Genomic DNA, 24997 nt, shown 5'->3' on the forward strand with positions numbered 1-24997 from the left:
TGCTCCAGATTATCGGCCGTCGCCCGATCTCCCCTGCGAGCGTTTTGCCGGGGGCTGCGTATGGTCGAAACTTGTGGTCATGCGTGGCATCATCCTCGCCGGCGGCACGGGCTCCCGGCTTCACCCCATCACCCAGGGCATCTCCAAGCAGTTGGTGCCCGTTTATGACAAGCCCATGATCTACTACCCGCTCTCCACGCTGATACTGGCGGGAATTCAAGACATCCTGGTGATCACGACACCGCAGGATGCGGAGCAGTTCCAGCGGCTCCTGGGTGATGGATCGCGGTTCGGGGTATCCATCAGCTATGTGTCGCAGCCGTCTCCGGACGGGCTCGCGCAGGCGTTCATCCTGGGCGAGTCGCACATCGGCAACGACTCCGTCGCGCTCGTGCTGGGGGACAACATCTTCTACGGGCAGGGGATGGGCACCCGACTCCGCCAGTACAGCACGCTCGAGGGTGGTGTCGTCTTCGGGTACTGGGTCGATGACCCCACGGCGTACGGGGTCGTCGAGTTCGCCGACGACGGTCGCGTCGTCTCCCTCGAGGAGAAGCCCGCGCAGCCCAAGAGCAACTACGCGGTGCCGGGGCTTTACTTCTACGACAACGATGTCGTGGAGATCGCGAAGAACCTCCGACCGTCGCCGCGCGGCGAGCTCGAGATCACCGATGTGAACAAGGCGTACCTCGACCGCGGCACCCTCAAGGTCGAGATCCTTCCGCGGGGTACGGCATGGCTCGACACGGGCACATTCGACTCGCTGGCGGAAGCCACCGACTTCATCCGCACCGTCGAGAAGCGTCAGGGACTGTCGATCGGGTGTCCCGAAGAGGTCGCCTGGCGCCTCGGCTTCCTGACGGACGACGAACTTCGGGCCCGCGCGGCTGAACTAAGCAAGAGCGGCTATGGTGCCTACCTGCTGAAGGCGCTTCAGCAGGGCACGCGGTGACCGCGGGGTAGAGTTGAACGGCCGGTGAGGGCCGGACGACGTCGTGATCGGAGTTCGCAGGGAATGACAACGAGCCCCGTGAGTCGCCCCCACGAGCGCATCGTCGTGTACTCGGTCGAAGGGGTTCTGTCGCGGCTACCCCGATACGTCGTCACCGCTCTGCAGGCGTTGTCGTCGTCGGCGACAGTGTGGGTCTTCGTTGCGGATGAGACCCCCGGCGAGGTTCGAGAGGCGTTGGCCTCGTTGGCTGACTCCGTCGTGCAGCGGCCGTCGACGGAGTCGGCGGCCGATTATGGTGCGATGGTCGCACGAATCACGGATCTGTCGGGCTATGACGAAGTCGTGCTCACCGGCGATTCCTGGTTCGGCCCGGCGGGCGACCTCGGGGCGACGATCGATCGTATGACCGCGCGAGGGCACGACAGTTGGCAGATGGTGCGCATGGGATCCACGCCGCCGGAGGAGTTCGCGGACGAGGGCTTCCCCCGCCCCGACGCGCCGTGGCTCTGGACGAGTGTCCGTACGGATGTGGTGCGGTCGCCGCTGTGGGAGCGCTTTTGGGCAGCAGACGGCGTCCCCCCGACCGAGCGCGAGCGGGAGCTTTACGAACGTCTGTCCGAGTCGGGGCGGTCCGTGGGGATCGCGTTCGACATCGGGGACCGCATTCATGCCGATCCGAGTGTCTTCGTGCCGGACGCGCTCCTCGAGGCGGGCTGTCCTCTGCTGTCCCGGTTGCCCTTTCGCCTCTATCCGCCCTACCTCGATCGCTTCGCCGTCGTCGGCCGGGAGATCGTCGCCGCGGCCGAGGCCGCCGGTTATCCGAGCGACCTCATCTGGGACGGGCTCGTCGGCAGCGTCCCGCCAAAGGCGTTGAACACCGTCGGTGGGATGCTCGAGGTGCTCCCGGATTCAGCCGGGCAGAAGCAGTCGGAATCGGCGCTGCGGATCGTGGTCCTGGCTCATGTCTCAGACCTCCCCGGCGCGGAGGATCTGTTCGGGAAGGTGGACAATCTGCCCCCCGGCTACGACCTGGTGGTCACCACGGGGAACGGGCTCGATGCGGCGCGCCTCCAGCGGCTGATCGAAGCCAGGGAAAGCCCTCGGTTGCGCAGGCTCGAGGTGCGGGTGACGCCGAAGAGCCCGGGCCGGGACATGAGCGACCTGTTCGTGGGCTGCCGCGACATCGTGCTCGGAGGCGAGTACGACCTGCTCCTGAAGGTCCACGCCCGTGCCGCTCCCCACAAGACCATGAACGCGCTGAGGTACTTCCGCCGGTATCAGCTGGAGAATCTGCTCGAGACGGAGGGTTATGTGCGCAACGCGATCGACCTGTTCCGAGACGAGCCCCAGCTCGGTGCCGTGTTCCCCCCGATGATGCATATCGGCTACGGGACGATGGGCAAGGGGTGGGCGGGCCTGCGCGATCAGGCGGCGACCCTTGCAGCGAAGCTGGGCATCACCGTCCCGCTCGACCGAGTCTCTCCTCTTGCGCCGTACGGAGGCATGTGGATCGCGCGACCGGATGCGCTGCGCCGATTGGCCTCGCATACGTGGTCGCATCGAGATTACGACCGCCGTGGAATGGGAGAGCGACTCGGGCGTCTGCAGGAGCGGCTGTTGCCCCTCGCCGCCGCCCAGGACGGCTACCACATGCGCACGATCCTGACGTCTGAGCATGCCTCGATCTCATACTCGGCCCTGGAGTACAAGGCGGACCAGCTGCTCTCGACCACGCGTGGCTGGCCCGTCGAGCAGATTCAGCTCCTCCACCGGGCCGGGTGGACGGGGTACGGGGGAGTGGTCGCGCTGACGCGCATGTACCTACGCCTGAATCATCCTCGTATTGCGCGCCGAACGGCGCCGCTCTACCGAGTCGGGCTGCGCATCTTCCCGCTCGTCGCGATGGCCCGGCGGGGCGTCCGCGCGAGCGTGGTCCGTGCAAGACGAGTGAGGACCGAGAGCCGTGAAGACCGCTGAACTGGTCACTTCCCACCAGCGCTCGAGCCGGCCGTACCCGGCAGGGGGGCGCCGCGCCCTCGTGTATGTCGTGTACGACACGCGAGGCGACGTGGAGGCATACATCCCCTACGCGCTCGAAAAGCTTCGCGAACATTGCGACCACATCATCGTCGTCGTCAATGGGAACCTGACCGACCGGGGTCGTCGCACGCTCGAAACGGTCTCGGACATCCTCAGCGAACGGGAGAACGTCGGCTACGACATCTGGGGGTACAAGCACGGGCTCGATCTTCTCGGACCGAGGATCGCGGATTTCGACGAGGTCGTCCTCGCGAACGACACGTGGTTCGGCCCGGTGCGACCGTTCGGCCCCCTCTTCGAGCGGATGGACAAGAGACCGCTGCATTTCTGGGGGATGACGGACCACCTACGCGTGGAGCCCAACCCGTTCACAGACTCGGACCACCTCGCCTACCACCTGCAGTCCTATTGGATGGCCGTCCGCAAGGACATGTTCCTCTCTCCCGAATGGGAGCAGTACTGGCGTGAGCTTCCTCCGCTGACCACGTACTCCGACGCCGTAGCCAAGCATGAGGCGGTCTTCACGGAGCGGTTCGTCGAGCTCGGCTTCTCGGGCGAAGTGGCCTTCCCTACGCTCACCGACAAGATCGAGAACCACGCCGTCCTCTATGCCGAACAGCTTCTGGATGCCGGATGCCCGACGCTGAAGCGCCGTCCGTTCTTCCAATGGCCGCCGTTCATGGACCGCCTCGCCGTCGTAGGCAAGTGGACCCTGCAGGCGGCCGAGCGATACGGCTACCCCATGGAGTTGATCTACCAGGACCTCGCTCGGAACGTCGAGCCGCGGACGCTCAATGCCGACGCGGCTCTCTTCGATGTGCTCAGCGATGCCGATTCCACGTACGATCCAGAACGAGCCCTGCGTGTGGTGGTCCTCGCCCATGTCTTCTACGTCGACATGACCGAAGAGATCCTCGAGCGCGTCGGGTTCCTGCCGGGAAGCTACGACCTGGTCATCACGACGCCCGATGAGGAGCGCGCCACTGCGATCAGGCGAATCTTGACCGAGCGCTCGCTGCCAGGCGCCGCCGAGGTCCGAGTCGTGGAGTCGAACAACGGCAGGGATCAGGCGGCCTTCTACATCGGCTGTCGCGACATCCTGACGAGCGGCGACTACGACGTCGTTCTGAAGGTCCACAGCAAGAAGACCCCTCAGGACGGGTTCGCCGTCGGGCGGCACTTCAAGCGCCAGCAGTTCGAGAACCTGCTGCACAGCGCGAACTATGTCGCCAACGCGCTCGCACTGTTCCAGAGGGAGCCGGGACTCGGCCTGGCCTTCCCCCCGATGGTGCACCTCGGACATCCGACTCTGGGTCACGCGTGGTGGCAGAACCGGCCCGGCGTCGAGGAACTCGCCGCCGGGCTGGGGATCGCCGTGCCGCTCGACGAGGTGAGCCCGCTGGCTCCCTACGGATCGATGTTCTTCGCACGCCCCGAAGCGCTTGCATTGCTCGTCGACGCGGGGTGGACGTACGAGAAGTTCGGAGGAGCCGAGGCATACGTCGACGGTGGACTGGCCCATGTGCTGGAACGGCTCCCGGTCTACGCTGCGGGCGAACGGGGCTTCCATTCCCGCACGATCGCCTGTGCGGACTACGTCGCCGCGAGCTACACGGCCCTGGATTACAACGTCGACCAGATGTCGGCGACCATGCCCGAATCGACGATGCATCAGATCGAGTTCCTCAAGCGCGCGGGCGACTTCGAGTACGGAACGACCCGCGATTTCATCGGTATCTACGCGCGTCTCCACCGGCCGGACGAGGAAGTTCGCCTGTTGTCGATGTACGACCGTACGGAACGCGTGCGCAGCGCATTCTGGCGACTTCGCCACCCACGGACCTGGTTCCATCGGCGCTGAGGGCGCCTTCAGCGTTCGAGAACCCGGGAGAGCATCTCGGACGCCCGCGCGTCGAAGCTGTGGTCTCGACGGATGCTCTCGCTGATCGCGGCCAAGCGCTCCGCATTCGGGAAGACCGTGGAGAGATCCTCCCGCAGGATGCTCAGGAGCTCCGGTATCCGCTGATAGGTCACGACCGCGCCCCCGAAGAGGTCTGTGATTCCGGCGACCTCGTCGCTCACCGCTCGTCCGCCCGCCGCAACGACATCGAAGAGACGGTTCGATACGAATCCGGCACGCTTCATCGCCGGCCAGTGATCGTTCAGCACGACTCCGGCCGACTCGTATACGCGGGGCAGCAGATCGTTCGGGATGCTGCGAGACCGGACGTTGGCGGCGGGGATGTACCCGGTCCAGTCGGGCCCATAGACCGAGACGGGAATCCCGGCACGGATCGGCTCGACGACGGAGGGGCGGATTATTCCCCGCGCCGTTCCGACGAAGACGATCTCCGAGGTGCGCGCGATTCCCGACGGTGCGAACCGCCGCGGGTCCGTGCACTGGAGCAGCGGTTCGATCCGCCGACCGAAGCTGCGCGTCGCCGACTCCGCCCACGAATGCGATGCCGCGAAGACATGGTCGAAGGCCGCGACCTCCTGGTGGGTCACCTCGTCCGGGTGGCTGATGATCCACAGTATGGAGTGAGGTGCGCGGGGTGCGTCGAAGGGCTCCGGGCCGCGCAGGGCGAGTTCGACGTCGTCCAGGTACGCACTGCGCCGCGCCCGAGCGGCGTACGAGTCCACGACGACCTCCTGCCCCAGTCGTCTGAGCGCCGCGGCGATTCCTCTCGCGAAGTGAGTGTCTCCCCAGTACTCGGCGTTTCGCCCCGCCGGTGCGGCGGTCTTGATGGCCCAGCGCAAGCGCGGTACGACCGTCCCATCCGCCAGGGTGTGCTCAGACGAGGTTCGGACGAGCGCGGGGCCCGCTTGTCCTCGTCGGCCGAGGACGAAGGCGGGTGCGAGCAGCGAGCGAACATCCGGCCCCGTCGGGTGGCGGCCGGGTGGGGCTTCGGCGGGTGGCTGCCCGGCGGCGAACACCCGGACGCGTGTCAGCGTCGTGGGCGCTGACCCGACATGACCCGTGCGCGGCGCCCCGTAGGTGGTGCCGACGATCCGAGCGACCTCGGTCGACTCCGGTAGGACGGACGCATCCTCCGAAGGGTGCCCCGCGAGCAGGTGGACCCGCTCGCCGCCGTCGAAGACAACGCCCGCCGAGACGATGGTCCCATCGGGAGCGAGCCACAGGGGTGCGCATTCCCTGGTGCGGGCGGCGTCCGCGAGCGCGCCGAGATCAGCTGCCGTCACCTCCGCGCCCGCCCCGCGCACGACGACCGGGGCGTAGGTTCGAGCCTCGTCGACCACATCTGAATCCCATCGAACCACCTCGACACCGGGAAGCCAGAGCGCCAGCAGCGTCGTGTCCAGCCAGGCCGAGAACGAGGTGCCGCGGTGCGCGAAGATCACCCGGGCGCTTGTGTCGGCCACGAGAGTGACGACCTGATCGAGCATGTAAGCGAGGTCGTCTTCGCGGTCCCCGACCTCGAACACGAGGGTGAACGGTGCATCCCCGGCCGACTGCAACTGCACGAACCGGCGGCGGTCGGCCGCCGCGCGCGCCGCGAGGAGTATGTCGCTCCAGGGGATGTCCCTCCGGAGACCGTCCGTGCCGAGCGCCATCCGCCCGCCCGAACGCCCCTCGCGCCATGCCTCTTCCAGCGGCCGGGCAGGAGATGATCCCGGGTCCTCCTCCCGCACGCCGCGGTCGGGCGACCAGTTCACGCTGAGCCGGATTCGCGTGGCGTCGTTCACCAGGTACGCATAGAGTGCGGGAACGCGCCCGACGTCTGAGAACTGGCCCGCTACGAGCTCCTCGGACAGAAGGGGGTTGATGACCATGCCGCGGCGGAATCCGCCGCGTACGTAGGCTCGAACGGCGGCTCTTCGTGAGCGGTAGCCTCCCTGCATCCGCGCGACGTCGAGGTCGACGAGGTGCGAGCGTCGGATGGTCCGGGCCCACCAGAACCGGTCGAGTGCTTCGACGAGAGGACGTGTGAGTGCGTGATTGCGCGCTCTTCTCAGCGTCGATCGTGCCGCAACGACGGCATCTCGGAGCGTGTCGCGTCCCGTCACCGGGTCACCGCCGTCCGAGGACCGCCGACGACTCGCCCTGACAAGCCCTCGAGCCGGCCCGCGAACGCCGTGAACCCGTCTCCGAGCGCGTACTCGTCGCGTCGCAGGATGCCGATGACCAGTCCCGCCACGAGAAACCGAACCCGATGCCAGACGGGGAATGGGTGGATGCTGAACACCCGGCCGACGCCGCGGCCGTAGGCGCGCAGCTTTCGACGGCGTTCGGTGCCGGTGAGTCCGCGGGTCTCCTCGATTCCGCCGACATATGCACGCTCGGCGGGAATCCACACGAACGACCGTTCGAGCCCCGGATCCGATCGCAGCATGCGCATGAGGAGGTCGGTCACTTCTCCTGCCTGCCACGGCGTCACGGCGCCGGTACCGAGTTGCTCGTCGAAACCCCCGGCGTTCGCGAACACCGACAGGCGCACGATCAGGCCCATCTCGATCACCCGCCAGACGGATCGCGAGTCCAGGGGTGCCGAGGGTGAAGGGAGGGAGAAGCGGTCGCCGCCGGCAGTGCGTACCGTCACGGCGCCCGCCCCCGCGGTTCCCATCGCCTGCCGGATCGTCTCGACGGCGCCGTCCGGAAAGTGCGACGTGTCGTTCGGGAACATCAAGAGGCGGTCGCGGTCGGCATCAGCCATCGCGACGCCCACGTTCCGCCCTCGGGACGCACCCCGGGCGGACTCCCCGAGGATGATGTCACGGGGAAAGAGGTTGCGGCGGGATTCGACGAGCGCCTCGACATCGGGCAGGTGTGCCTGGGCAACGATGATCAACTGATCGTCGGGGCCCATCTGCGGTGCCAGGGAGAGCATCAGACGCTCGAGTGAGTCCACTCGGCCGAGGGTCGTGACGACGAATGAGATGGGCAAGCCCTGAGGCGGGGTCACGTCTTCTCCTGTCCTTCCTTCTCCGTGCGGCGTACGTGCACGGCCGTGGGGTACGCCAGCAGAGCCGTCGAGATGAGTTCTGTCAATGCGTAGCCGACCGCGGCGCCCAGGGGACCTACGGTCATGGTCAGGATGACCATCGCCGGCACACCGATGACCGTACCCACCAGCGTGGCTGTCATCACCGTACGCGCCCCGCCCGCGGGGAAGAGCACGTGGCGCGTCATCGAGGTACGCAGCGAGAACAGCGCGAAGGCGAAGCCCAGCACGACGACGACGTCGGTGGAGGCTGCCGCCTGCTCGCCGAAGAGGAGACCGCTCACGGCGGCCCCCGCCGCGCCGAGCACGATCCATCCGGCCAGCCCGAATGCCCCATGGGCCGACAGCGCGATCTTCAGGCGCCGGGCACGGGCGGGGCCGCTCACTTCGGCGCTCCAGCTCTGCAGAGCGTTCGCAAGCGTGTAGGGCAGGAACGTGCCGAGCTTGAGCAACTTGTCGGCGGAGGCGAAGCCGGCGGCGGCGACCCCCGGCGAGAGAACGTTCACCAGCGGAGTGGGGACCGCTGAATAGGCGCCGAGCGCGGCATCGTTGAGCGCCACGGGCGCGCCGGTGCGGAAGAGCGAGGGGATGCGCGAGGCAGCGGGCCACCGTCCGCGGTAGTCGCGGAGAATGCGTCGCGTATACAGGGCCGTCCCCGCGACGGTGACGACGATCCCCGCCACGGGGTAGAGCTCGACCGGCCCCTGCGCCGCGATCGCGATCGCTGCGATGATCGCGACGCCGAGACGCGGCAGCGCATCGAACCCGGCGATCGCTCCGGGCGAACCGATGCCGACGGCGAACCACGTGAACGAAAGTGCGATGAGGGCGCCTTGCAGACCCATCAGGACGGCCAGCAGCTCCCACCCCGGCGATGCGACCAGCACACAGACCACGGCCATGAGGGGAAGGACGACGAGGGCGGTCAGGAGGCGTACGACCAGCGCCTCTCGGTAGAGCGTGCCGCGAGCAGGGTCATCCGGCGCGATCGCGACAAGTGCGGGACCTATCGTGGTCCACCCGTAGGCGACGGCGATGGCCGCGAACGTTCCGACCGCCTCGCCGGCGATCGCGCTCGCCCACCCGTCGGGGCCGGCACTTCGTGAGACGGCGGGGAGAACCAGGAGGGGCGACACCGCGGCGATCGCCGGCAGCATTGTGAAGCCGGCAAGCCGTCGCCACAGGGGAGGGGGAGGGTTCATCGGCGCGCACTCGTGCACGTCTCGGTGAGGACCTCGGCCGTCTCCGCGGCGGCGCTGTCCCAGCTGAACGTCGCTGCGTGCGCCGCTGCGCGGCTCCTCTCCGCGACGGACGGTGGGGTGCCGGTCGCGCCGAGGATCGCTTCGGCCAGCGCGGAGGGCCGTCGGGCATCCGCGTACGTCGCGACGTCCCCGCCGACTTCGCGCAGAACAGGGATGTCATGAGCCACGACGCGGCAGCCCCGTGCCATCGCATCGATGATCGGGAGTCCGAAGCCTTCCGCCAGGGACGGGCAGACGTATACGTCCGCCACGGCATACAGGGCCTCCAGCTCCGCGTCCGACACCCAGCCGGGCAGGAGCACATCGGCCTGCAGGCCGAGAGTCTCGATCAGCGGGCGAAGGGGGTCGCTGCTCGGGTCCGCGCCGGGGATCACCGTGTACGGGCGCCGCGAAGGGTCGATCGCGGCGATGGCTCGGAGCAGACCGTCGAAGTTCTTGTGGGGCATGCGGTTTCCGACGCTCAGCACGACCGAGCGGCGGCCCGGGATCTCCCACGCGCTCGGCGCGTCGGGGCCGGGTTGCAGCGGGGGCGCGCTGGCGCCGTTGTGCACGACCCGGATCCGGCTCGGGTCGACCTTCAGACGCTCGATGATCGACCGGCGTGCGGCCTGCGAGATGGTGATGACCGCGTCGGCGGTGCGGGCCGATCTTCCCATGAGCCATGACGTGACCCCGCGGGAGATCCGCTCCGCGGCGGCGCCGCGCACCTCGTCGTAGATGACATCGTGGATGGTGGCGACGCGGGGCATCCCCCGCACGACGGGTCCGAAGTTCTGAGGGGTCCACAGCAGGTCGCCTCCGACCCGCCGCGCCGTGCGTTCCGCCAGGAAGACCTCGCCGGCCGCCCAGCCGACCTTTCCGTCCCTCACAGACCGTGAGACACGCACGGTCCCGGGGAAGAAGGCCTCCACGCGTTCCGCCCCGACGTCATTGGCGAGCGCAACCCAATCGGCCTCGGGAACGCGATCGGGCAGGCGGCGCAGAAGCTCGCGGGCGTAGGTCTCCGTCCCCCCTCGCCCGCCCGTGTAACCGAGAAGGTCTACGACGATCCGCACGGGCTCAGGACTCGATGATGGCTTCGGGCGGCGACTCGCGTCGCGGGATCGTCAGCACACCGGCGAAGAAGCTCATCATGATCGTCTGGAACCCGAGCATGAGTCCGAGTGCGCTGGGGAGCGCGATCCGTACGACTTCGGCGGCGTCCTGCGCCCCGAAGTCCAGGCCGCCCCAGCGGATGACCTGCACGATCCCGACGAGGATGCCCGCGACGAAGAGCGCGAGACCGACCAACAGGCCGCGCTCCGACGACCACCTCGAGATGATCGACCGGTAGCGGGGGCTCGCGGGTAGGAAGGCCTCCTGCGTGGCGTAGAGCTTGGTCAACCAGGCGAACAGCAGCGATTGATATCCGATGACGCACAGCGCCGTCGCGTAGACCATCGTCGTCACGTCGAAGCCGATGTCGCCGATCCGCACCGGGCCGACCGCCAGGATGCCGACGGCCAGGGCTCCGAGGAGGAAGGCGACGAGACCGGGGTAGATGAAGAGCCAGCGCGGCGAGAAGAGCAGGAGGAAACGGAGGTGTCGCCATCCGTCGTGCCAGCTGCGCAGATGCGGGGGTCGAGAGCGTCCGTCCTTCTTCAGCGTCGTCGGCACTTCCTCGATGCGGTAGCGGGAGAGCGAGGCCTTGACGACCATCTCGGAGGCGAACTCCATGCCGGTCGTCTGCAGGTCGAGCGCCGCGATGCGGTCGCGATTGAACCCGCGCAGGCCGCAGTGGAAGTCGCCGATGTTCGGACGGAAGAAGAGCTGGCCGATTCCCGAGAGCACGGGATTTCCGAGGTACTTGTGAAGGGGAGGCATGGCTCCGTCTGCGATGCCGCCCCGGAAGCGGTTGCCCATCACGAGGTCGGCGCCGCCGCGGAGCCGGTCGACGAACGGCTCGAGGGAGGTGAAGTCGTAGCTGTCGTCGGCGTCGCCCATGATGATGTAGCGGCCGCGGGCCTGCTCGACGCCCTCGATGAGCGCGGCGCCGTACCCGCGACGGCTGGCTGGTACGACACGGGCGCCCAGACGACGCGCGATGTGCTGCGAGCCGTCGGTGCTGCCGTTGTCGGAGACGAGGACCTCACCGGCGATGCCTGTGCGCTCCAGGAATCCCTGTGCCTTCCGGATGCACACCTCGAGGGTCTCCGCCTCGTTGAGGCACGGCATCAGGATGGTCAGTTCGAGAGAATTCCGTTCAGGAAGACCGTCCATCGGGGTCCTTTCCTGCGCGGCGCGCGCGCCGGCGTGATGTATGGGGTCGTTGTATCGCGTCGAGGATCGCGTCGACCGTGCGCGCGATCGTTCGGTCTTCCACGGCCTCTTCGTACCAGGCGCGGGTGGTGCGCCGGAGCTCGTCGCCCTGCCGCACGGCGCGGACGATCGCCTCCCCGAGGGTACCCGGTTCGACCGATGCCGCGATGTAGCCGTTCACCCCGGGTTCGATGAGCTCCGTGGCGGCATTGCCCTCGTCCGCCACGAGGACGGACGGCGTGCCGTGGGCGGCGGCCTCGACGACGACGAGGCCGTAGCCTTCCCGGCGGGACGGATGCACGAGACATGCTGCGCGGGCGAGGAGGTCGTGGAGTTCCCGCTCCGATACGAATCCCGGCATGTCCGTCCATTCCTCGGACGCTGCGGAATCGATAGCGCGACGGACGGCGGGGGTGGACGACCCCTCACCGAGGATCACGAGGTGAAGACCGGGAACGCTCTGTCGCGCCGCTGCCACGGCGGCGGGGATGTGCTCGACACGCTTGTCGGGAATGTGGCGGCCGACGTAGAGGGCGAAGGGCGGGTCGGTCCGTTCGAGTCGCGGGGTCACCTCGAGCGCCCTGTCGATGAGCCCGGGGCTGACGAGCAGCTCCCCACGCAGGCGTTCGGCGCGCAGTCGCCGCGCGGAGAGCTGCGAGTGACACGTGGCGACGGGTGTGAGTGCGATCGCGGTCCGCTGGAGGACCCACCCGACGGTTCCGGTCAGCGGGCCCGCGTACTCCTGCCACTGAGCGCGACCCCAGACCTCCAGGTAGTCGATGAGGACCCGGGTGGTGGATCCGCGCAGAGCCATCCGGGCGGCGAACACGTTGAAGACGGGCAGCCCGCTCACGATGACCGCGTCGAAGCGGTCACGGTCGCGCCTCAGCCTGCGGTAGAGCCCGAAGGCGTACGAGAGGGCGGCGGCAGTGCGGCGCACGCCGCGCTCATCGTAGAGACGAAGTCGTCCGCACACCTTCTCCACGTCGAAGGAAGCATCGTCGGCCGCGGACCCCCAATCGGCAGTGAGGTAGGTGACACGATGACCGCGGCGGACGAGGTCCTCGGCGAACGCACGGTACTGCCGCTCCCCGCCTCCGGTGGTGGCGGGGAAGAGGCAGTCGTACGCGATGGCGATGCTCAAGGGGGACACCGTCAGCATCCTCGGATCCGGAAGACACGAGCGTCGGGTCCCTCTGCATCGACCAGTGTGAGGTGCTGCCCCTCGTCGAGGTTCACAATGCCCCCGTGACCGGCCGGGTCGGTCGTGCCCATGACATCCCGGCTTCCGAAGTCCACGACATAGTCCACGCCGACGCGGCTCACGGCTGCGCAGACGGCCGGATCGGCGTCGATGCGCGAGAGGTTCTGCGCGAGGAAGGTCTCGTCCCCGTCCGGGAGGCCGAAGATGTGCGGCTCCGTGACGGGTATGCCGGTGAAGGCGTAGGCGAGGTTCGCTCCGGTGCGCGGGCTGGCGATGATGAGGGATTCCGGTTCGGCGTATGTGCTGAGACGCTCGAGCACGGCGCGTTCCTCGGCCGTGAGGAGGAGGGCGTCGTCCCGGTACTGATGAGCCTCGTGCACTTGTGCCAGGGCCATCGACACGTTGGGGCCGAGAGCGGCGCTCGCCAGCACGGCGCCGGCCGCCACGAGGCCTGCGTTGGCCCACGCCGTCGGCCTGCGAGAGGCCTGCGCGCTCACCCACCACGTCCGGGTCCACCGGGGGATGGCCGAGGCCAGATCCGTGATGCCGAGCGTGGCGATCGGGATGGCCGCTATGGGGAGGAGTGCCGCGAGCCTGTTCGGGTCGCTGTACCACGGGTCGGTGAGGACCGCGCGCAGCGGGTTGTCGACCGACGTTCCCGCTGCCAACACGTAAAGCAGGGTCGCGACGGCGAACGGCATGGCAAGCGGGATCCGCTGTGGGCGCCGTACGAGGGCGACGAACCCCAGGAGGAGGCTCACGGCGATGACGGCCGTCGGCACGTACCCGCGTGGGGTCACCGTTAGGGCGTGGTAGAGGGCCGAGGACGTGCTCTCCCACGGCGTCCACCCCCATACCGCGGCGTTGGTGGTGGCGACGCGCCACAGTGCGGCGCCCGCGGCGAGCAGGATGACGGGGGCGGCCGCGGCGAGCGCGATCGCGAGCCGGGTGCGGCGGCGGACGGCCACGACGACGAGATCGGCGACGAGATACGCGCCGGCGAAGGCGAAGGTGGCGACGAAGGCGTTGGGGTGTGCGAGGAAGACACCGACCATCATGGCCGCCAGCAACAGCGCCGCCAGGACACGCTGCCGGCCACCTGAGACGTGGCGGAGGAGGACCAGCGACGCGAGGGCTGCGGGGATCAGGGCGTAGCCGAGGGCGTTCGGGTAGAGCACCCCCCAGTTGTAGAAAAGCGCGGGAAAGGCTCCGAAACCGGTGGCGAGCATTCCCGCGGCGACGAGCGCGATCCGCCGTCCGGGGAAGAGCTGCGCGGCGAGGGCGAGATTGCCCGTGGGCCACAGGACGGCCACGATCGCCAGGTTCACCGCGTTCACAACGATCGGGACGGAGGCCCCGGACAGAGCCGCGGTCAGTGCGGCCGGCGCGTGCCAACCGCTCGGGTAGAACGGGATGTCGGAGGTCGCGCCGATGGAGAAGGGGGAAGCGTTCGCGGTCTCGATCGCGTACCGCACGGTATTCAAGTGAACGATGTTGTCGAAACGCTGAGCAATCGTATCGGGCGCGCCGAAGGCGGTGGCGAACTGGATGCCGATGACGGCGCAGGCGACCAGGGCGACGATCGCCGCCGTGACGCGCAGGGCGGTCCGGTCGGCTGAGGGCCTCTGGGGTTCGCGGATGAGTCGGATGGCCCCCGCGATCCCGACGGCGACCGCTGCCACCACCGCGACGGGCAGCAGTCCCCAGCGAAGGCCCACCAACGGGGCGAGCACCGCGGACACGCCGACGATCGACACGGACAGGGCGGGGGCGAACAGGAGCGGACCGACGCGTCGAACGCCCCAGCCCGCCGCCACGACGGCTGCACCGGGGACGACGAGGATGCCCACCGCGATGAGGAAAGCGGGCACAGCATCCCACCATGCCCCGACCATGTGCGTCCCGTCCGTCGTCCTCAGTAGCAATCTGACATCGTATCCGAGCCCCGCTGAGAAGCCCGCAACGCGCGCTCGGTAGGGTGAGGGGGGCGTTCGTGAACGGCGCCGCGTCCCACGTCTCGTGAATTCAAGGAGCGACACCGCTATGGATCTGCTCATCGTCGGCTCCGGATTCTTCGGCCTCACCATCGCCGAACGGGCTGCGGCATCCGGCCGGAAGGTCACGGTCATCGACCGTCGCCACCACATCGGCGGGAACGCCTACAGCGAGGACGAAGAGCAGACCGGGATCGAGGTGCATCGCTACGGCGCCCATCTCTTCCACACGTCGAACCCCACGGTGTGGGAGTACGTCAACCGCTTCACGACCTTCACCGATTACGTGCACCGCGTGTACACGAACCACAACGGCGTCGTGTATCCGCTCCCGATCAACCTCGGCACGATCAACCAGTTCTTCCAGGCGGCGTACTCGCCGACCGAGGCGCGCGCCCTCGTTCACGAGCTGGCCGGGGAGTTCGACGCGAAGGATGCCGCGAACCTCGAGGAGAAGGCGATCGCGCTGATCGGCCGCCCCCTCTACGAGGCGTTCATCCGCGACTACACCGCCAAGCAGTGGCAGACCGACCCGAAGGACCTGCCGGCCGAGGTGATCAGCCGACTGCCCGTGCGCTACACGTATGACAACCGCTACTTCAACGACACGTGGGAGGGTCTGCCCACGGACGGATACACCGCATGGCTGGAGCGGATGGCCGACCACCCGAACATCGACGTGAAGCTCGACACCGACTTCTTCGACACCGCGCAGCCGCTCAACAAGGCGGCCACGGTCGGGCAGCTGCCGGTCGTCTACACCGGACCCGTGGATCGTTACTTCGACTACGCCGAGGGCGCTCTGTCGTGGCGCACCCTCGACTTCGAGGAAGAGGTGCTCGACGTCGGCGACTACCAGGGCACGAGCGTCATGAACTACGCGGATGCCGGCGTGCCGTACACGCGCATCCATGAGTTCAAGCACTTCCATCCCGAGCGCGCCGATCGCTATCCCGCCGACCGGACCGTCATCATGCGTGAATACTCCCGCTTCGCCACGCGAGACGACGAACCGTACTACCCCGTCAACACTCCGCAGGACCGCGCGGGCCTGCTGGCCTACCGCGACCTGGCGAAGGGGGAGAAGGACGTGCAGTTCGGCGGACGCCTCGGCACCTACCAGTACCTCGACATGCACATGGCGATCGGTGCCGCGCTGTCGATGTGGAACAACCAGCTCGCCTGAGCGCGCGCCTCGGCGGACGCCCAGGTGCGCGCCGGTAGGTTGTTCTCTGCTTCTCCTGGCAATGACGGAATGGACCCCGCAGCGTGAATGACAGCGCCCGACTGCGCCTCGCGCGACTGGCTCAAGAGCCGTTGACTCAAGTGGCGTCCGCCGCTCGGTTCTGGCCGTCGGTGCGCGCCATCGTCGGGCATCGTCACCTACTCGGTCTGCTTGTCCGTCGCGACATCAAGGCGCGCTACAAGGACAGCGTCCTCGGCCTGCTGTGGACGCTCATCAACCCGATCGTCCAGCTCACGGTGTACTACGTCGTGATGGGACAGTTCCTGGGTGCGGCACGCGGCATCCCCGACTTCGCCATCTACATTTTCTCCGGGCTCACCATCTACGCGCTCTTCAGCGAGGCGCTCACAGGGTCCACGGGCTCCATCGTGGCCAACGCGGGGCTGGTGAAGAAGGTCTACGTCCCGCGCGAGATCTTCCCGCTCTCCGCTCTCGGAGCCGCGATGTTCACCTTCACCGTGCAGCTGGGCGTCCTCATCCTTGCCTGCATCATCCTGGGGGCCGCGCCGATCAGCCTCGGCCTCGTCTACTTCGTGCCGTCCGTCCTCTTGATCATCGTGTACGGCGCGGCGATCGGCCTCGCGCTCTCTGCGCTGAACGTGTATCTGCGCGACGTGCAGTACCTCACGCAGGTGCTTCTCATGCTCGCGATGTGGTCTTCGCCGATCGTCTACGGGTGGACCATGGTGAACACGGTCTTCGACCAGTTCGGACTCCCGGCCTGGCTCCTAGAGGTGTACACCAACAGCCCGCTCACGCTCGCCGTCCTCGGATTCCACAAAGCGTTCTGGATCGCCGGAACCCCCGCCGACTACCCACCGGACCTCGCGATGCGGATGGGGATCGCGCTGCTGGTCGGGATTCTTCTTCTGTGGCTCGGACAGAGACTGTTTTCGAGGCTGCAGGGAAACTTCGCGCAGGAGCTTTGAGATGAACGATTCGTCCGATTTCGCCGACGCACCCGATGTGGTGGTGGTCGATCGCGTGCACAAGAAGTTCGTGATCCGGCGCGACAATTCCTTGAAGGAGCGCATGGTCACCATGGGGCGCCGCGGGAGGGCGCATCGTGAGGAGTTCGAGTCCCTCAAGGATGTCTCCCTCCGCATCCCCGCCGGGTCGTCGATCGGCCTCCTCGGCCCGAACGGCTCGGGCAAGAGCACCTTGCTCAAGGTGATCGGCGGGATCATCGACGCCACCTCCGGTACCGTCCAGCGAAGAGGTCGCATGGCGGCGCTACTCGAGCTCGGGGCCGGGTTCCACCCCGATCTCTCCGGGCGGGACAACGTCTATCTCAACGCGTCGATCCTGGGCCTGTCCAAGGAGGAGACGGACGCGCGATTCGACGACATCGTCGCGTTCGCCGAGATCGGCGACTTCATCGACACGCAGGTGAAGTTCTACTCGTCCGGCATGTACGTGCGGCTCGCTTTCGCCGTGGCGGTTCACACCGACCCGGACCTACTTCTCGTCGACGAGGTGCTGGCGGTCGGAGATGAGGCCTTCCAGCGCAAGTGCATGGACAAGATCCGCCAGTTCCAGGCGGAGGGTCGAACGATCATCCTCGTCTCTCACTCCGCGGCGCAGGTCATGGAGGTGTGCGATCGCGGGGTCGTGCTCAGCAACGGTGCCCTCGTCTACGAGGGGTCGGCGGCCGAGGCGACGAAGGTCCACCGTGAGATCCTCGAGGGCAAGCGGAAGCGTGCGGAGGAGGACGCGCACCACGACGAGCCCCTTGCCGCAGAATCCTCGCTCGTGGGGATCGAACTCCTGGATGGTGAAGGCAAGGCTGTCCGCACCATCAGCCCCGGCGACAGGGTGACCGTGCGCTTGCGGCTCGAGCACGTGCGTCCTCTGGACTCCTGGAACACCAGCATCAGCATCGATACACCTCAAGGCCAGCAGGTGTTCGGCACCGGAACCCGCCGTCAGGAGCACGCGCACGGGCATGCAGCAAGCGGTCCGCATGTCGTCGACTACGAGATCCCCGATCTGAGGCTGGCGGGCGGTCAGTACTTCATCAACGCAGAGGTGAGTGACGCCGAAGGTGCTCCTTTGGACGTCATGTGGCAGGGAGCGACCTTCTTCGTGCCCCTCGATTTCGCTCAGACCGGGACCGTGCACGCCGCCGTCAACATCCGTGTCGACGGCTGACGACACGGACTCACACGGCGGCGAGGGATCCGTTCGATACCGCCTCGCGGACCCAGGCAAGCTGCGCTGCCAGGCCGTCCTCGAGGGAGACCCTCGGTCTCCAGCCGAGCAGTTCCGTGATTGACCGGGTATCCGCTCCCGTGCGCATCACATCCCCGTCCGCCCGTGCCCTTCGGTCGACGGGGACGTTCGTGCCGACCAGACGCTCGATGACGTCGAGAACCTCGTTGACGGAGTGGCTCCCGCCGCCCGAGACATTCAGAACGCTTCCCGCGGGGACATCTGCCTCGCCCGCGGCGGCGATTGCACGGACGATGTCTCCGACATAGGTGAAGTCGCGCACCTGCTCGCCGCTGCCGTAGAGGGGGACGGGTTCCCGGGTCAACGCGGCGCGGAGGAAGCGCGTGAAGGCCATGTCGGGCCGCTGTCGTGGACCATACACGGTGAAGAACCTCAGAGCCACGGTGGGAACGCCGAAGTTTGCCGCGTACAGCGAGCACAGGTGTTCCCCCGCCAGTTTCGTCACCCCGTATGGGCTGCGCGGGCTCGGGCGAGCCGTCTCGTGGGTCGGGTAGATCTCGGCGTCGCCGTACACGGAGGATGAGGATGCGTAGACGATACGGGGTGGGCGTGCCGATGCGGTCGCGTACTCGAGGAGCCGCTGTGTCGCCGTGATGTTCGCTGCCGTGTAGAAGTCGAAGTCCCGCCCCCAGGATCCTCGCACCCCGGGTCGCCCGGCCAGATGGTAGATGACGCTCACCCCCTCCAGCACGTCCTCCAGAGGGTCCTTGCTCAGATCGGCTCGCACCAGCGTGAAGTCGGGGTGCGCGAGCGAAGCCGCGTTCCGCTCCTTGAGGCTCGGGTCGTAGTAGCTGTCGAAGTTGTCGACCCCTCTTACCGTGATGCCTCGGCTCGTCAGCGACCGGACCAGCGTGCTACCGATGAAGCCGGCCGCGCCGGTGACGAGAGCTGTCATGCGTTCCCTTCTGGACCGGAAAAGCCTACCCCTCGTGTTGCGTCGTCGCCGCGGGCAAGGGTCCGCGGATAGTGTGGAGGACGACTCCGTGGCGCCCGACCTCGGAGAGGGACGGGAACGTCATGAAGGTGTGCGTCTACACAACACTCCTCGGGGGGTACGATGACCTGCTCGAGCAGGACGTCGCCGCCGGTAGCGAGGCGGATTTCATCTGCTTCACCGACGACGCGGACGTTCGGTCGGAGACGTGGCGCACCCACCTCGTCTCTCCGCGGTACCCGCAGGATATCCACCGCAGTTCCCGGGTCTACAAGATCCTGGGGCACGAGCTCTTGCGCGAATACGATGCGACCCTCTGCATAGACGCCTCCGTAAAGCTCCGGGCAACGCCCGAGAAGATCATCGAGGACTGGCTCGAGGACGGCGTCGACGTGGCGATGGCGGCTCACAGCTTCCGCGAATCGGTGCTGGCGGAGTTCGACGAGGTCATCCGGCTCAACTACGACGACCGCTTCCGGGTCTACGAACAGCTCAACGACTACGCCGTCTCATACCCCGATGTCCTGGCGATGAGGCCCCGCTGGGGAGGGATGATCGTCCGCCGTCGGTCGGAGTCCGTGGACAGAGCCATGCGTACGTGGTTCGACCACGTTCTTCGATACTCCCGACGCGACCAGCTGTCGCTGCTCGTCGGCCTCCTGGAGGAGGACGTCGCGCTTCGCACGCTCGAGGTCGACAACTTCGACTCCGTGTATCACGAATGGCCGGTCGTCGCGGGGAGAAAGGTCGAGCGGGGTAAAGCACCCGCGCTGCCGAGTGGTCCGCTCATCGCCGACCTCAGAAGAGCGCGCGCGCGGATCGAGGAGCTCGAGCTCGCGCTGGAGGAGCTCGATGCCGACACGGTGAACACCCTTCGTCACCGGGTCGAGCAGCTCACCAACGAGATCTCTGAGGGAGTCGCGGAGCGCTCGAGACTCGAAGCTCAGGTCGACGCGCTGCGGCGTCAGGTCTGGGAGAGGGAGGTTGAGCTGGCGCGTTCGACGGGCATCTCCTCCTCCGCGCGAGCGCTTGTCCGGGCGGTCGGGATGCGCCTGCAGCGGGGTACCCGGAAACGACCTAGCTGAAGAGCGCTTCGAGTTCCGACCCGATGGCCGCGGGGGAGGTGCGGGAGGCGATCGACCGCATCGCGTCGAGGCCGGCGCGCCATTCGGGACCCCCACGCGACGCCTCGGCCTGCTCGATGGCTCGCAGGATCGCCGCCTCGTCCGGATCGGTCTCGACCCAGAACGGATATTCGGGTGGGAGCCATCGGGCCGCCTCGGGTTGGCCGCGCTGGATGAGGATGTTGGCGCCGCAGGCCGCAGCGGTGAATCCCTTCAGGAAGGGCTTGTGGTGGTCGAGCGCGCGAGGCCTGCGTATCGCGTAGTGCATGTCGAAGGCCGCGATCGATTCCAACCACCCGGTGTCCTGCCGAGCGGTGCTCACGGGAACGAAGGTCACGTGATCCGCGATTCGATCTGTGCGGACGGTGTTGACGGGTTCCCCGAAGTAGCCGATGCCCGTCTGCCGTGGCTTGTCGCTGTGGCGCTGAAGCGCCTCCGCGACGCGCGGATCTACATGGTGATTCAGAAGCCGGATGTCTGCTCGGGGAAACTCGGTGCGATAGGCGTCGTAGGCGCTCATCGACGCGGCCACGACGACGTCGACTGCGTCTATGAGCGCGTCATTGATCCCCTCGTCGACCGGGTCGAGGAAGAGCCTGTTGCCTTGTCGTCGCCAGCGCTTCCAAAGGTCGAGGTCACCCGTCTTCATCACACCCTTCGTGAGGAAGATGTCACTGCGCCTGATGCTCGGGTCGACCGGCGCACAGGAGATCGTCCGGGACGACAGACCCGACGACTGTGCGATCTCGGAAAGTTGCTGCCCGCGCATGACGGATGTCCCCGATTCCGCGAAGCGCGGTTCGACGACGAAGACGACGGAGCGGCGCGATGGCCGTCGGAACAGGAGCACGGAACGATTCAACCCCACGCAGGCGTACGGTTACCGCCAGAAGCCGCGATGAGGGGCCGCGGCCTCGTCTTCGAGGACCGGACCGACCACGGCGATCTCGCGCTGTCCCCGGGCGAACACCTCGCGGCAGGGGAGCGAGAACGTGGGGTTCTCGGGATGCGCGCCGGTGAGCTCGAGCAGTCGCCGTTCCGAGAGGGCGTAGACGACGCGGTCGATGCCGCTCCAGTACGCGGCGCCGGCGCACATGACGCAGGGTTCGGCGCTGGTGAAGAGCGTGGAGCCCGCCATGGCCTCGGTACCGAGCGTCCGTGACGCCGCGGCAACCGCGCGCATCTCTGCGTGCTGAGTCGGATCGCCCTCCGGCGGGAGGGAGTTGTTGCCGAACGATGCGACGGTGCGTCTGCCGGCGTCGACGACGATCGCGCCGAAGGGATGTGCTCCGTCCTCGCGTGACTGCTCGGCGATATGGATCGCGGCGCGCAGATGCGCTCTGTCACTGGCTGTGAGGTCGTCCGTCATCCTGCTGTGCCCTTTCGCGGCGGTGGGGAAGCTTCATCGTACGAGCGGTCGCACACGGACGTCCCCGGGCGGCGGGCGTGGTGAGCGCGCGGACGCGATCTGCCGACGTAAGGTGTCGCTGTGTCCCGACGTATCTTTCCCCTCGCTGCCGTCGTGCTCGTCGTCGTCCTCGCGTCGTGCGCTCCCGACCAGGCCGCCTCGCCGGGCGCGACGGGGTCTCCGTCGGACTCGGCGGCGCCGTCTCAGCCGGGTGCACCGGCCACCCCGTCGGGGTCCGCTTCGCCGACGCCGACGGCTTCTCCCACCCCCGACAGCGAGATCGAGCGGATCGTCGCCACGCTCGGACTGACGGACTTCCGCTTCGAGGGCGACGCCGAATACATCGCCCAGTGGGGTGTGGGACTTCTCGAGGGCAGCGAAGTCCGCGTGTACGAGTTCGCCTCTGAGGACGACTTCCTCACGTATCTGGACTCGGTGGCGCCCTACGGGATCACGATCGATGACTTCGTCCGTGTGGGTCTCTACGCCGTCGCGCCCACCGATCGCGGGCAGATCGATCGGATCCGAGCCGCACTGGCGTGAGGCTCATAGGGGTCGCGGGCGGCCATAGACTCATCCGGTGACCACCGCCGTCGGAGCCCCGGGATCGCCGCGGCGCTACCTCCACGCGCTGTGGCTGCTCTCCGCGCGCGATCTGAAGGTGCGATACGCCACGAGTGCGCTGGGGTATCTCTGGTCGATCCTCGACCCGCTCGTCATGAGCGCGATCTACTGGTTCGTCTTCACCCAGGTGTTCCAGCGCTCCGTCGGCGAGGACCCGTACATCGTCTTCCTCATCACCGCGCTGCTGCCCTGGGTATGGTTCAACGCCGCCGTCGGCGACTTCACGCGGGCGTTCAACAAGGACGCAAAGCTCGTGCGCTCGACAGCGATCCCGCGATCGATCTGGGTCGGCCGCATCGTGTTGAGCAAGGGCATCGAGTTCCTCTTCTCGCTGCCGGTGCTCGCGATCTTCGCGATCGTGTCCGGCGCCGCGGTCGGGTGGGGCATCCTGCTCTTCCCCCTCGCGGTCGCCCTGCAGGTCTCGCTGCTCGTCGGGCTCGGGCTGATCGTGGCGCCGCTCTGCGTGCTCTATTCCGACCTGGAGCGCACGACGAAGCTGATCCTCCGCGCGCTCTTCTACGCGTCACCCATCATCTATAGCGTCGGGGACCTGCCGGGCATCTTCCCCCAGCTGGCAGCCTTCAATCCGCTCTCCGGGATCTTCATCCTCTACCGCGCCGCGTTCTTCCCCGACCAGTGGGACACGTTCGCCGTCGCGGTCGGCGCGGCGATGAGCATCTTGTTCCTCCTCCTCGGGCTCGTGGTCTTCCGGGCGCTCGAGCGACCCGTGCTGAAGGAGCTGTGATGGCACCCCCCGCGATCGAGGTCCGCGACCTCGGCGTCCGCTTCCGACGCAACAGGCGCGGGCGGCGCAGCTTCAAGGACCTCTTTTCCGACTCGTCGAGGCGAGCGCGCCCAGGAGAGTTCTGGGCACTCCGCGACGTCTCCTTCGACGTGCAACCCGGGGAATCGATCGGCGTCGTGGGGCGCAACGGCCAGGGCAAGTCCACTCTTCTCAAACTCGTCGCGGGGGTGATGCTCCCCGACGAGGGCCATGTGCGGGTCAATGGGGGAGTGGCCCCGCTCATCGAGATCACCGGTGGGTTCGTCGGCGACCTGACGGTACGGGAGAACGTGAAGCTCACGGCGGGACTCCACGGGATGAATCGCGCCGAGGTGGATCGCCGCTTCGACGGGATGATCGACTTCGCGGAGCTCGAGGACTTCGTGGACACTCCGTACAAGCACCTGTCCAACGGGATGAAGGTGCGGCTCGCATTCAGCGTCGTCTCACAGCTCGAGGAGCCGATCCTCCTCGTCGATGAGGTGCTCGCCGTGGGGGACAAGGCCTTCCGCGAGAAGTGCTACACGCGCATCGACGAGCTGCTGGCCGACGGGCGCACGCTCTTCTTCGTCTCTCACAACGAGCGCGACCTGCGGCGCTTCTGCACCCGTGGTCTGTACCTCAGCAAGCATCACCTCGCGATGGACGCGCCGATCGACGAGGTGCTGGCGCGGTACAACTCCGACCACAGCAGTCCCTAGCTGCGATCGGCCCGCCGACGAGGTCGGCAGCGGTGTCTGGGCGCGACGGGGTGGGGCCTCTTGCGGGATTCGCTCCGGCGATGCAGGGCACGCAGAGATCCGATTCGGTGCTCGAGAGGCGTTGCCGTAATATCCGTTGCGCTGGGGAGCGGCGGGGTATTCAAGTGAGGTTCTCGTGCTCCGTGGCAGGCACTCCACTCTCGGCGTGATGGTCTTCTTGATCTGTGCGATCAGTCTTCCGCACCAGGCCCACGCTTCCCCCTCCGTCTCCACCGCGGGCCCGGCGGTCGCGCGGGCGCAAGTCGTCTTAGGCGAGGAAGCGGCGCGCCGGTACATTCTCGCGGAGACCAACGAAGCGCGATCCGCGGCGGGGTTGGCTCCGGTGTCGGCTCATGAGGTGCTGAACGAGGTGGCGCAGTCGTGTTCGCAGAAGCAGGCTGCGAACGACGCCATGGCTCACTGCACGGGCTATCAGTCGCGGTACCCGGTCGGATGGACTGCAGCCTCCGAGAATGTCGCGATGGGATATTCGGACGAGTCCGTCGTCGATGGATGGATGAATTCCGAGGGACATCGGGCGAACATCCTGCGTGCAGATGCGACGCATCTCGGCATCGGCTATGCGGTCTCTTCGAGCGGACGCCCGTACTACACGCAGAACTTCGCCAGCTACCCGCGAGCGGTCGGTGTGGCCGCCGAGGTGCCGATCTTCCGCTTCTACAGCCCCGCGTATCGCGGCCACTTCTACACAGCCAGCGCAGCCGAGCGCGACATGATCCGGGAGCGGTGGGCCGATGTCTGGAACTACGAGGGTTCTGCCTATACAGCGTTCACGACTCAGGTGCCCGGGACCGTTCCTCTCTTCCGGTTCTGGAGCGCGGAGTACGCCGGCCATTTCTACACGGCTCATGCGGGCGAGCGAGACGAAGTGATCCGGAGGTGGCCGGACGTCTGGTCGTACGAGGGTGTGGCCTATTACGTCTATCCGTCCGAATCGACTGTGCCGCAGACCGTGCCCGTCGCACGCTTCTGGGGCCCGACCGTTCGGCATCACTTCTACACCGCGAGCCCCGGCGAAAGCGACTACGTTCGCCAGAACTGGTCGTCGACCTGGGTCTACGAATCGACCGCTTTTCGGGTTCCTGCTGCCGGCGCCCCGCCGCGCTGAACCCCACGGTCACTCGCCGCGGGGGACTCCGTCCGTCTCGCGGGCAGGAAGAGGGCGCGGCG

The 24997-nt window shown here is 67.4% G+C and carries 21 protein-coding genes; 11 read left to right on the top strand and 10 right to left on the bottom strand.

Annotated elements, in window-relative coordinates:
* The first annotated feature begins 79 nt into the window (after nucleotides 1-79).
* The 3 genes from rfbA (at nucleotide 80) to ACIGCK_RS08905 (ending at nucleotide 4853) form a co-directional block, all read left to right on the top strand.
* Nucleotides 80-952 carry a glucose-1-phosphate thymidylyltransferase RfbA gene (gene rfbA / locus ACIGCK_RS08895; RefSeq protein ID WP_396665456.1) on the top strand — a complete coding sequence of 291 codons (873 nt, stop codon included), beginning with the start codon at nucleotides 80-82 and terminating at the stop codon, nucleotides 950-952.
* A 78-nt stretch (nucleotides 953-1030) separates the two neighbouring features.
* On the top strand, nucleotides 1031-2929 hold the full coding sequence (locus tag ACIGCK_RS08900) for a rhamnan synthesis F family protein (RefSeq protein WP_396665458.1): 1899 nt from the start codon (nucleotides 1031-1033) through the stop codon (nucleotides 2927-2929).
* Nucleotides 2916-4853, top strand: coding sequence for a rhamnan synthesis F family protein (locus tag ACIGCK_RS08905; protein ID WP_396665460.1), 1938 nt, complete (start codon nucleotides 2916-2918; stop codon nucleotides 4851-4853). Before ACIGCK_RS08900 ends, ACIGCK_RS08905 begins: the two co-directional genes overlap by 14 nt.
* An 8-nt stretch (nucleotides 4854-4861) precedes the next feature.
* Here the strand turns inward: ACIGCK_RS08905 and ACIGCK_RS08910 are convergent, their stop codons facing one another.
* Genes ACIGCK_RS08910 through ACIGCK_RS08940 form a run of 7 tightly spaced genes read right to left on the bottom strand, consistent with a single transcriptional unit; the run spans nucleotide 4862 to nucleotide 14645 of the window.
* Entirely contained in the window at nucleotides 4862-7021 is a 2160-nt protein-coding gene (locus tag ACIGCK_RS08910) for a glycosyltransferase (protein ID WP_396665462.1), read from the bottom strand.
* The gene (locus ACIGCK_RS08915; protein WP_396665463.1) at nucleotides 7018-7917 is read right to left on the bottom strand and encodes a glycosyltransferase family 2 protein; all 900 of its coding nucleotides are present in this window, start codon (nucleotides 7915-7917) and stop codon (nucleotides 7018-7020) included. Before ACIGCK_RS08915 ends, ACIGCK_RS08910 begins: the two co-directional genes overlap by 4 nt.
* Entirely contained in the window at nucleotides 7914-9158 is a 1245-nt protein-coding gene (locus ACIGCK_RS08920) for a hypothetical protein (protein WP_330169956.1), read from the bottom strand. Before ACIGCK_RS08920 ends, ACIGCK_RS08915 begins: the two co-directional genes overlap by 4 nt.
* The gene (locus ACIGCK_RS08925) at nucleotides 9155-10273 is read right to left on the bottom strand and encodes a glycosyltransferase family 1 protein (RefSeq protein WP_330169955.1); all 1119 of its coding nucleotides are present in this window, start codon (nucleotides 10271-10273) and stop codon (nucleotides 9155-9157) included. The genes ACIGCK_RS08920 and ACIGCK_RS08925 overlap by 4 nt, the downstream gene beginning before the upstream one ends.
* Before the next feature lie 4 nt (nucleotides 10274-10277).
* Complete coding sequence (locus ACIGCK_RS08930; protein ID WP_330169954.1) at nucleotides 10278-11477, bottom strand: glycosyltransferase family 2 protein; 1200 nt, start codon at nucleotides 11475-11477, stop codon at nucleotides 10278-10280.
* Nucleotides 11461-12660, bottom strand: coding sequence for a glycosyltransferase family 4 protein (locus ACIGCK_RS08935; RefSeq protein WP_396665466.1), 1200 nt, complete (start codon nucleotides 12658-12660; stop codon nucleotides 11461-11463). Before ACIGCK_RS08935 ends, ACIGCK_RS08930 begins: the two co-directional genes overlap by 17 nt.
* Before the next feature lie 11 nt (nucleotides 12661-12671).
* Nucleotides 12672-14645 (bottom strand): DUF6541 family protein, encoded by a 1974-nt coding sequence (locus tag ACIGCK_RS08940; protein ID WP_396665467.1) that lies wholly within the window; start codon nucleotides 14643-14645, stop codon nucleotides 12672-12674.
* A 118-nt stretch (nucleotides 14646-14763) separates the two neighbouring features.
* Here ACIGCK_RS08940 and glf point away from each other — a divergent pair, with 118 nt between their 5' ends.
* From glf to ACIGCK_RS08955, 3 genes are all read left to right on the top strand, one after another.
* Nucleotides 14764-15900 carry a UDP-galactopyranose mutase gene (gene glf, locus ACIGCK_RS08945; protein ID WP_396665469.1) on the top strand — a complete coding sequence of 379 codons (1137 nt, stop codon included), beginning with the start codon at nucleotides 14764-14766 and terminating at the stop codon, nucleotides 15898-15900.
* Nucleotides 15901-15983: 83 nt separating this feature from the next.
* Nucleotides 15984-16889, top strand: a complete 906-nt coding sequence (locus tag ACIGCK_RS08950) for an ABC transporter permease (protein WP_396665471.1) — start codon at nucleotides 15984-15986, stop codon at nucleotides 16887-16889.
* A 1-nt stretch (nucleotide 16890) separates the two neighbouring features.
* A complete protein-coding gene (locus ACIGCK_RS08955; RefSeq protein WP_396665473.1) occupies nucleotides 16891-18111 on the top strand; it encodes an ABC transporter ATP-binding protein in 1221 nt (406 codons plus the stop codon).
* 10 nt (nucleotides 18112-18121) lie between these two features.
* On the opposite strand, the gene ACIGCK_RS08960 is transcribed toward ACIGCK_RS08955, so the two are convergent.
* Nucleotides 18122-19087 (bottom strand): NAD-dependent epimerase/dehydratase family protein, encoded by a 966-nt coding sequence (locus ACIGCK_RS08960; RefSeq protein ID WP_396665475.1) that lies wholly within the window; start codon nucleotides 19085-19087, stop codon nucleotides 18122-18124.
* Nucleotides 19088-19209: 122 nt separating this feature from the next.
* Between ACIGCK_RS08960 and ACIGCK_RS08965 the strand changes: the two genes are divergently transcribed.
* Nucleotides 19210-20211, top strand: a complete 1002-nt coding sequence (locus tag ACIGCK_RS08965; RefSeq protein WP_396665477.1) for a glycosyltransferase domain-containing protein — start codon at nucleotides 19210-19212, stop codon at nucleotides 20209-20211.
* On the opposite strand, the gene ACIGCK_RS08970 is transcribed toward ACIGCK_RS08965, so the two are convergent.
* Together ACIGCK_RS08970 and ACIGCK_RS08975 are read right to left on the bottom strand one after the other, a co-directional pair.
* Nucleotides 20204-21100: a hypothetical protein gene (locus ACIGCK_RS08970; protein ID WP_396665479.1), complete on the bottom strand. Its 897-nt coding sequence runs from the start codon at nucleotides 21098-21100 to the stop codon at nucleotides 20204-20206. The genes ACIGCK_RS08965 and ACIGCK_RS08970 overlap by 8 nt on opposite strands.
* A 30-nt stretch (nucleotides 21101-21130) precedes the next feature.
* Complete coding sequence (locus ACIGCK_RS08975) at nucleotides 21131-21619, bottom strand: nucleoside deaminase (RefSeq protein ID WP_396665480.1); 489 nt, start codon at nucleotides 21617-21619, stop codon at nucleotides 21131-21133.
* A gap of 120 nt (nucleotides 21620-21739) precedes the next feature.
* Between ACIGCK_RS08975 and ACIGCK_RS08980 the strand changes: the two genes are divergently transcribed.
* The 4 genes from ACIGCK_RS08980 (at nucleotide 21740) to ACIGCK_RS08995 (ending at nucleotide 24935) form a co-directional block, all read left to right on the top strand.
* Nucleotides 21740-22201, top strand: coding sequence for a hypothetical protein (locus tag ACIGCK_RS08980; RefSeq protein WP_396665482.1), 462 nt, complete (start codon nucleotides 21740-21742; stop codon nucleotides 22199-22201).
* A 37-nt stretch (nucleotides 22202-22238) separates the two neighbouring features.
* Entirely contained in the window at nucleotides 22239-23027 is a 789-nt protein-coding gene (locus ACIGCK_RS08985) for an ABC transporter permease (protein ID WP_396665483.1), read from the top strand.
* Nucleotides 23027-23767: an ABC transporter ATP-binding protein gene (locus tag ACIGCK_RS08990; protein ID WP_330169942.1), complete on the top strand. Its 741-nt coding sequence runs from the start codon at nucleotides 23027-23029 to the stop codon at nucleotides 23765-23767. The genes ACIGCK_RS08985 and ACIGCK_RS08990 overlap by 1 nt, the downstream gene beginning before the upstream one ends.
* Nucleotides 23768-23975: 208 nt before the next feature.
* Entirely contained in the window at nucleotides 23976-24935 is a 960-nt protein-coding gene (locus tag ACIGCK_RS08995; protein ID WP_396665767.1) for a CAP domain-containing protein, read from the top strand.
* Nucleotides 24936-24997 lie beyond the last annotated feature (62 nt).

The organism is Microbacterium sp. NPDC078428 (assembly GCF_044542535.1).
In the GTDB taxonomy this organism is placed as follows: Bacteria; Actinomycetota; Actinomycetes; order Actinomycetales; family Microbacteriaceae; genus Microbacterium; species Microbacterium limosum.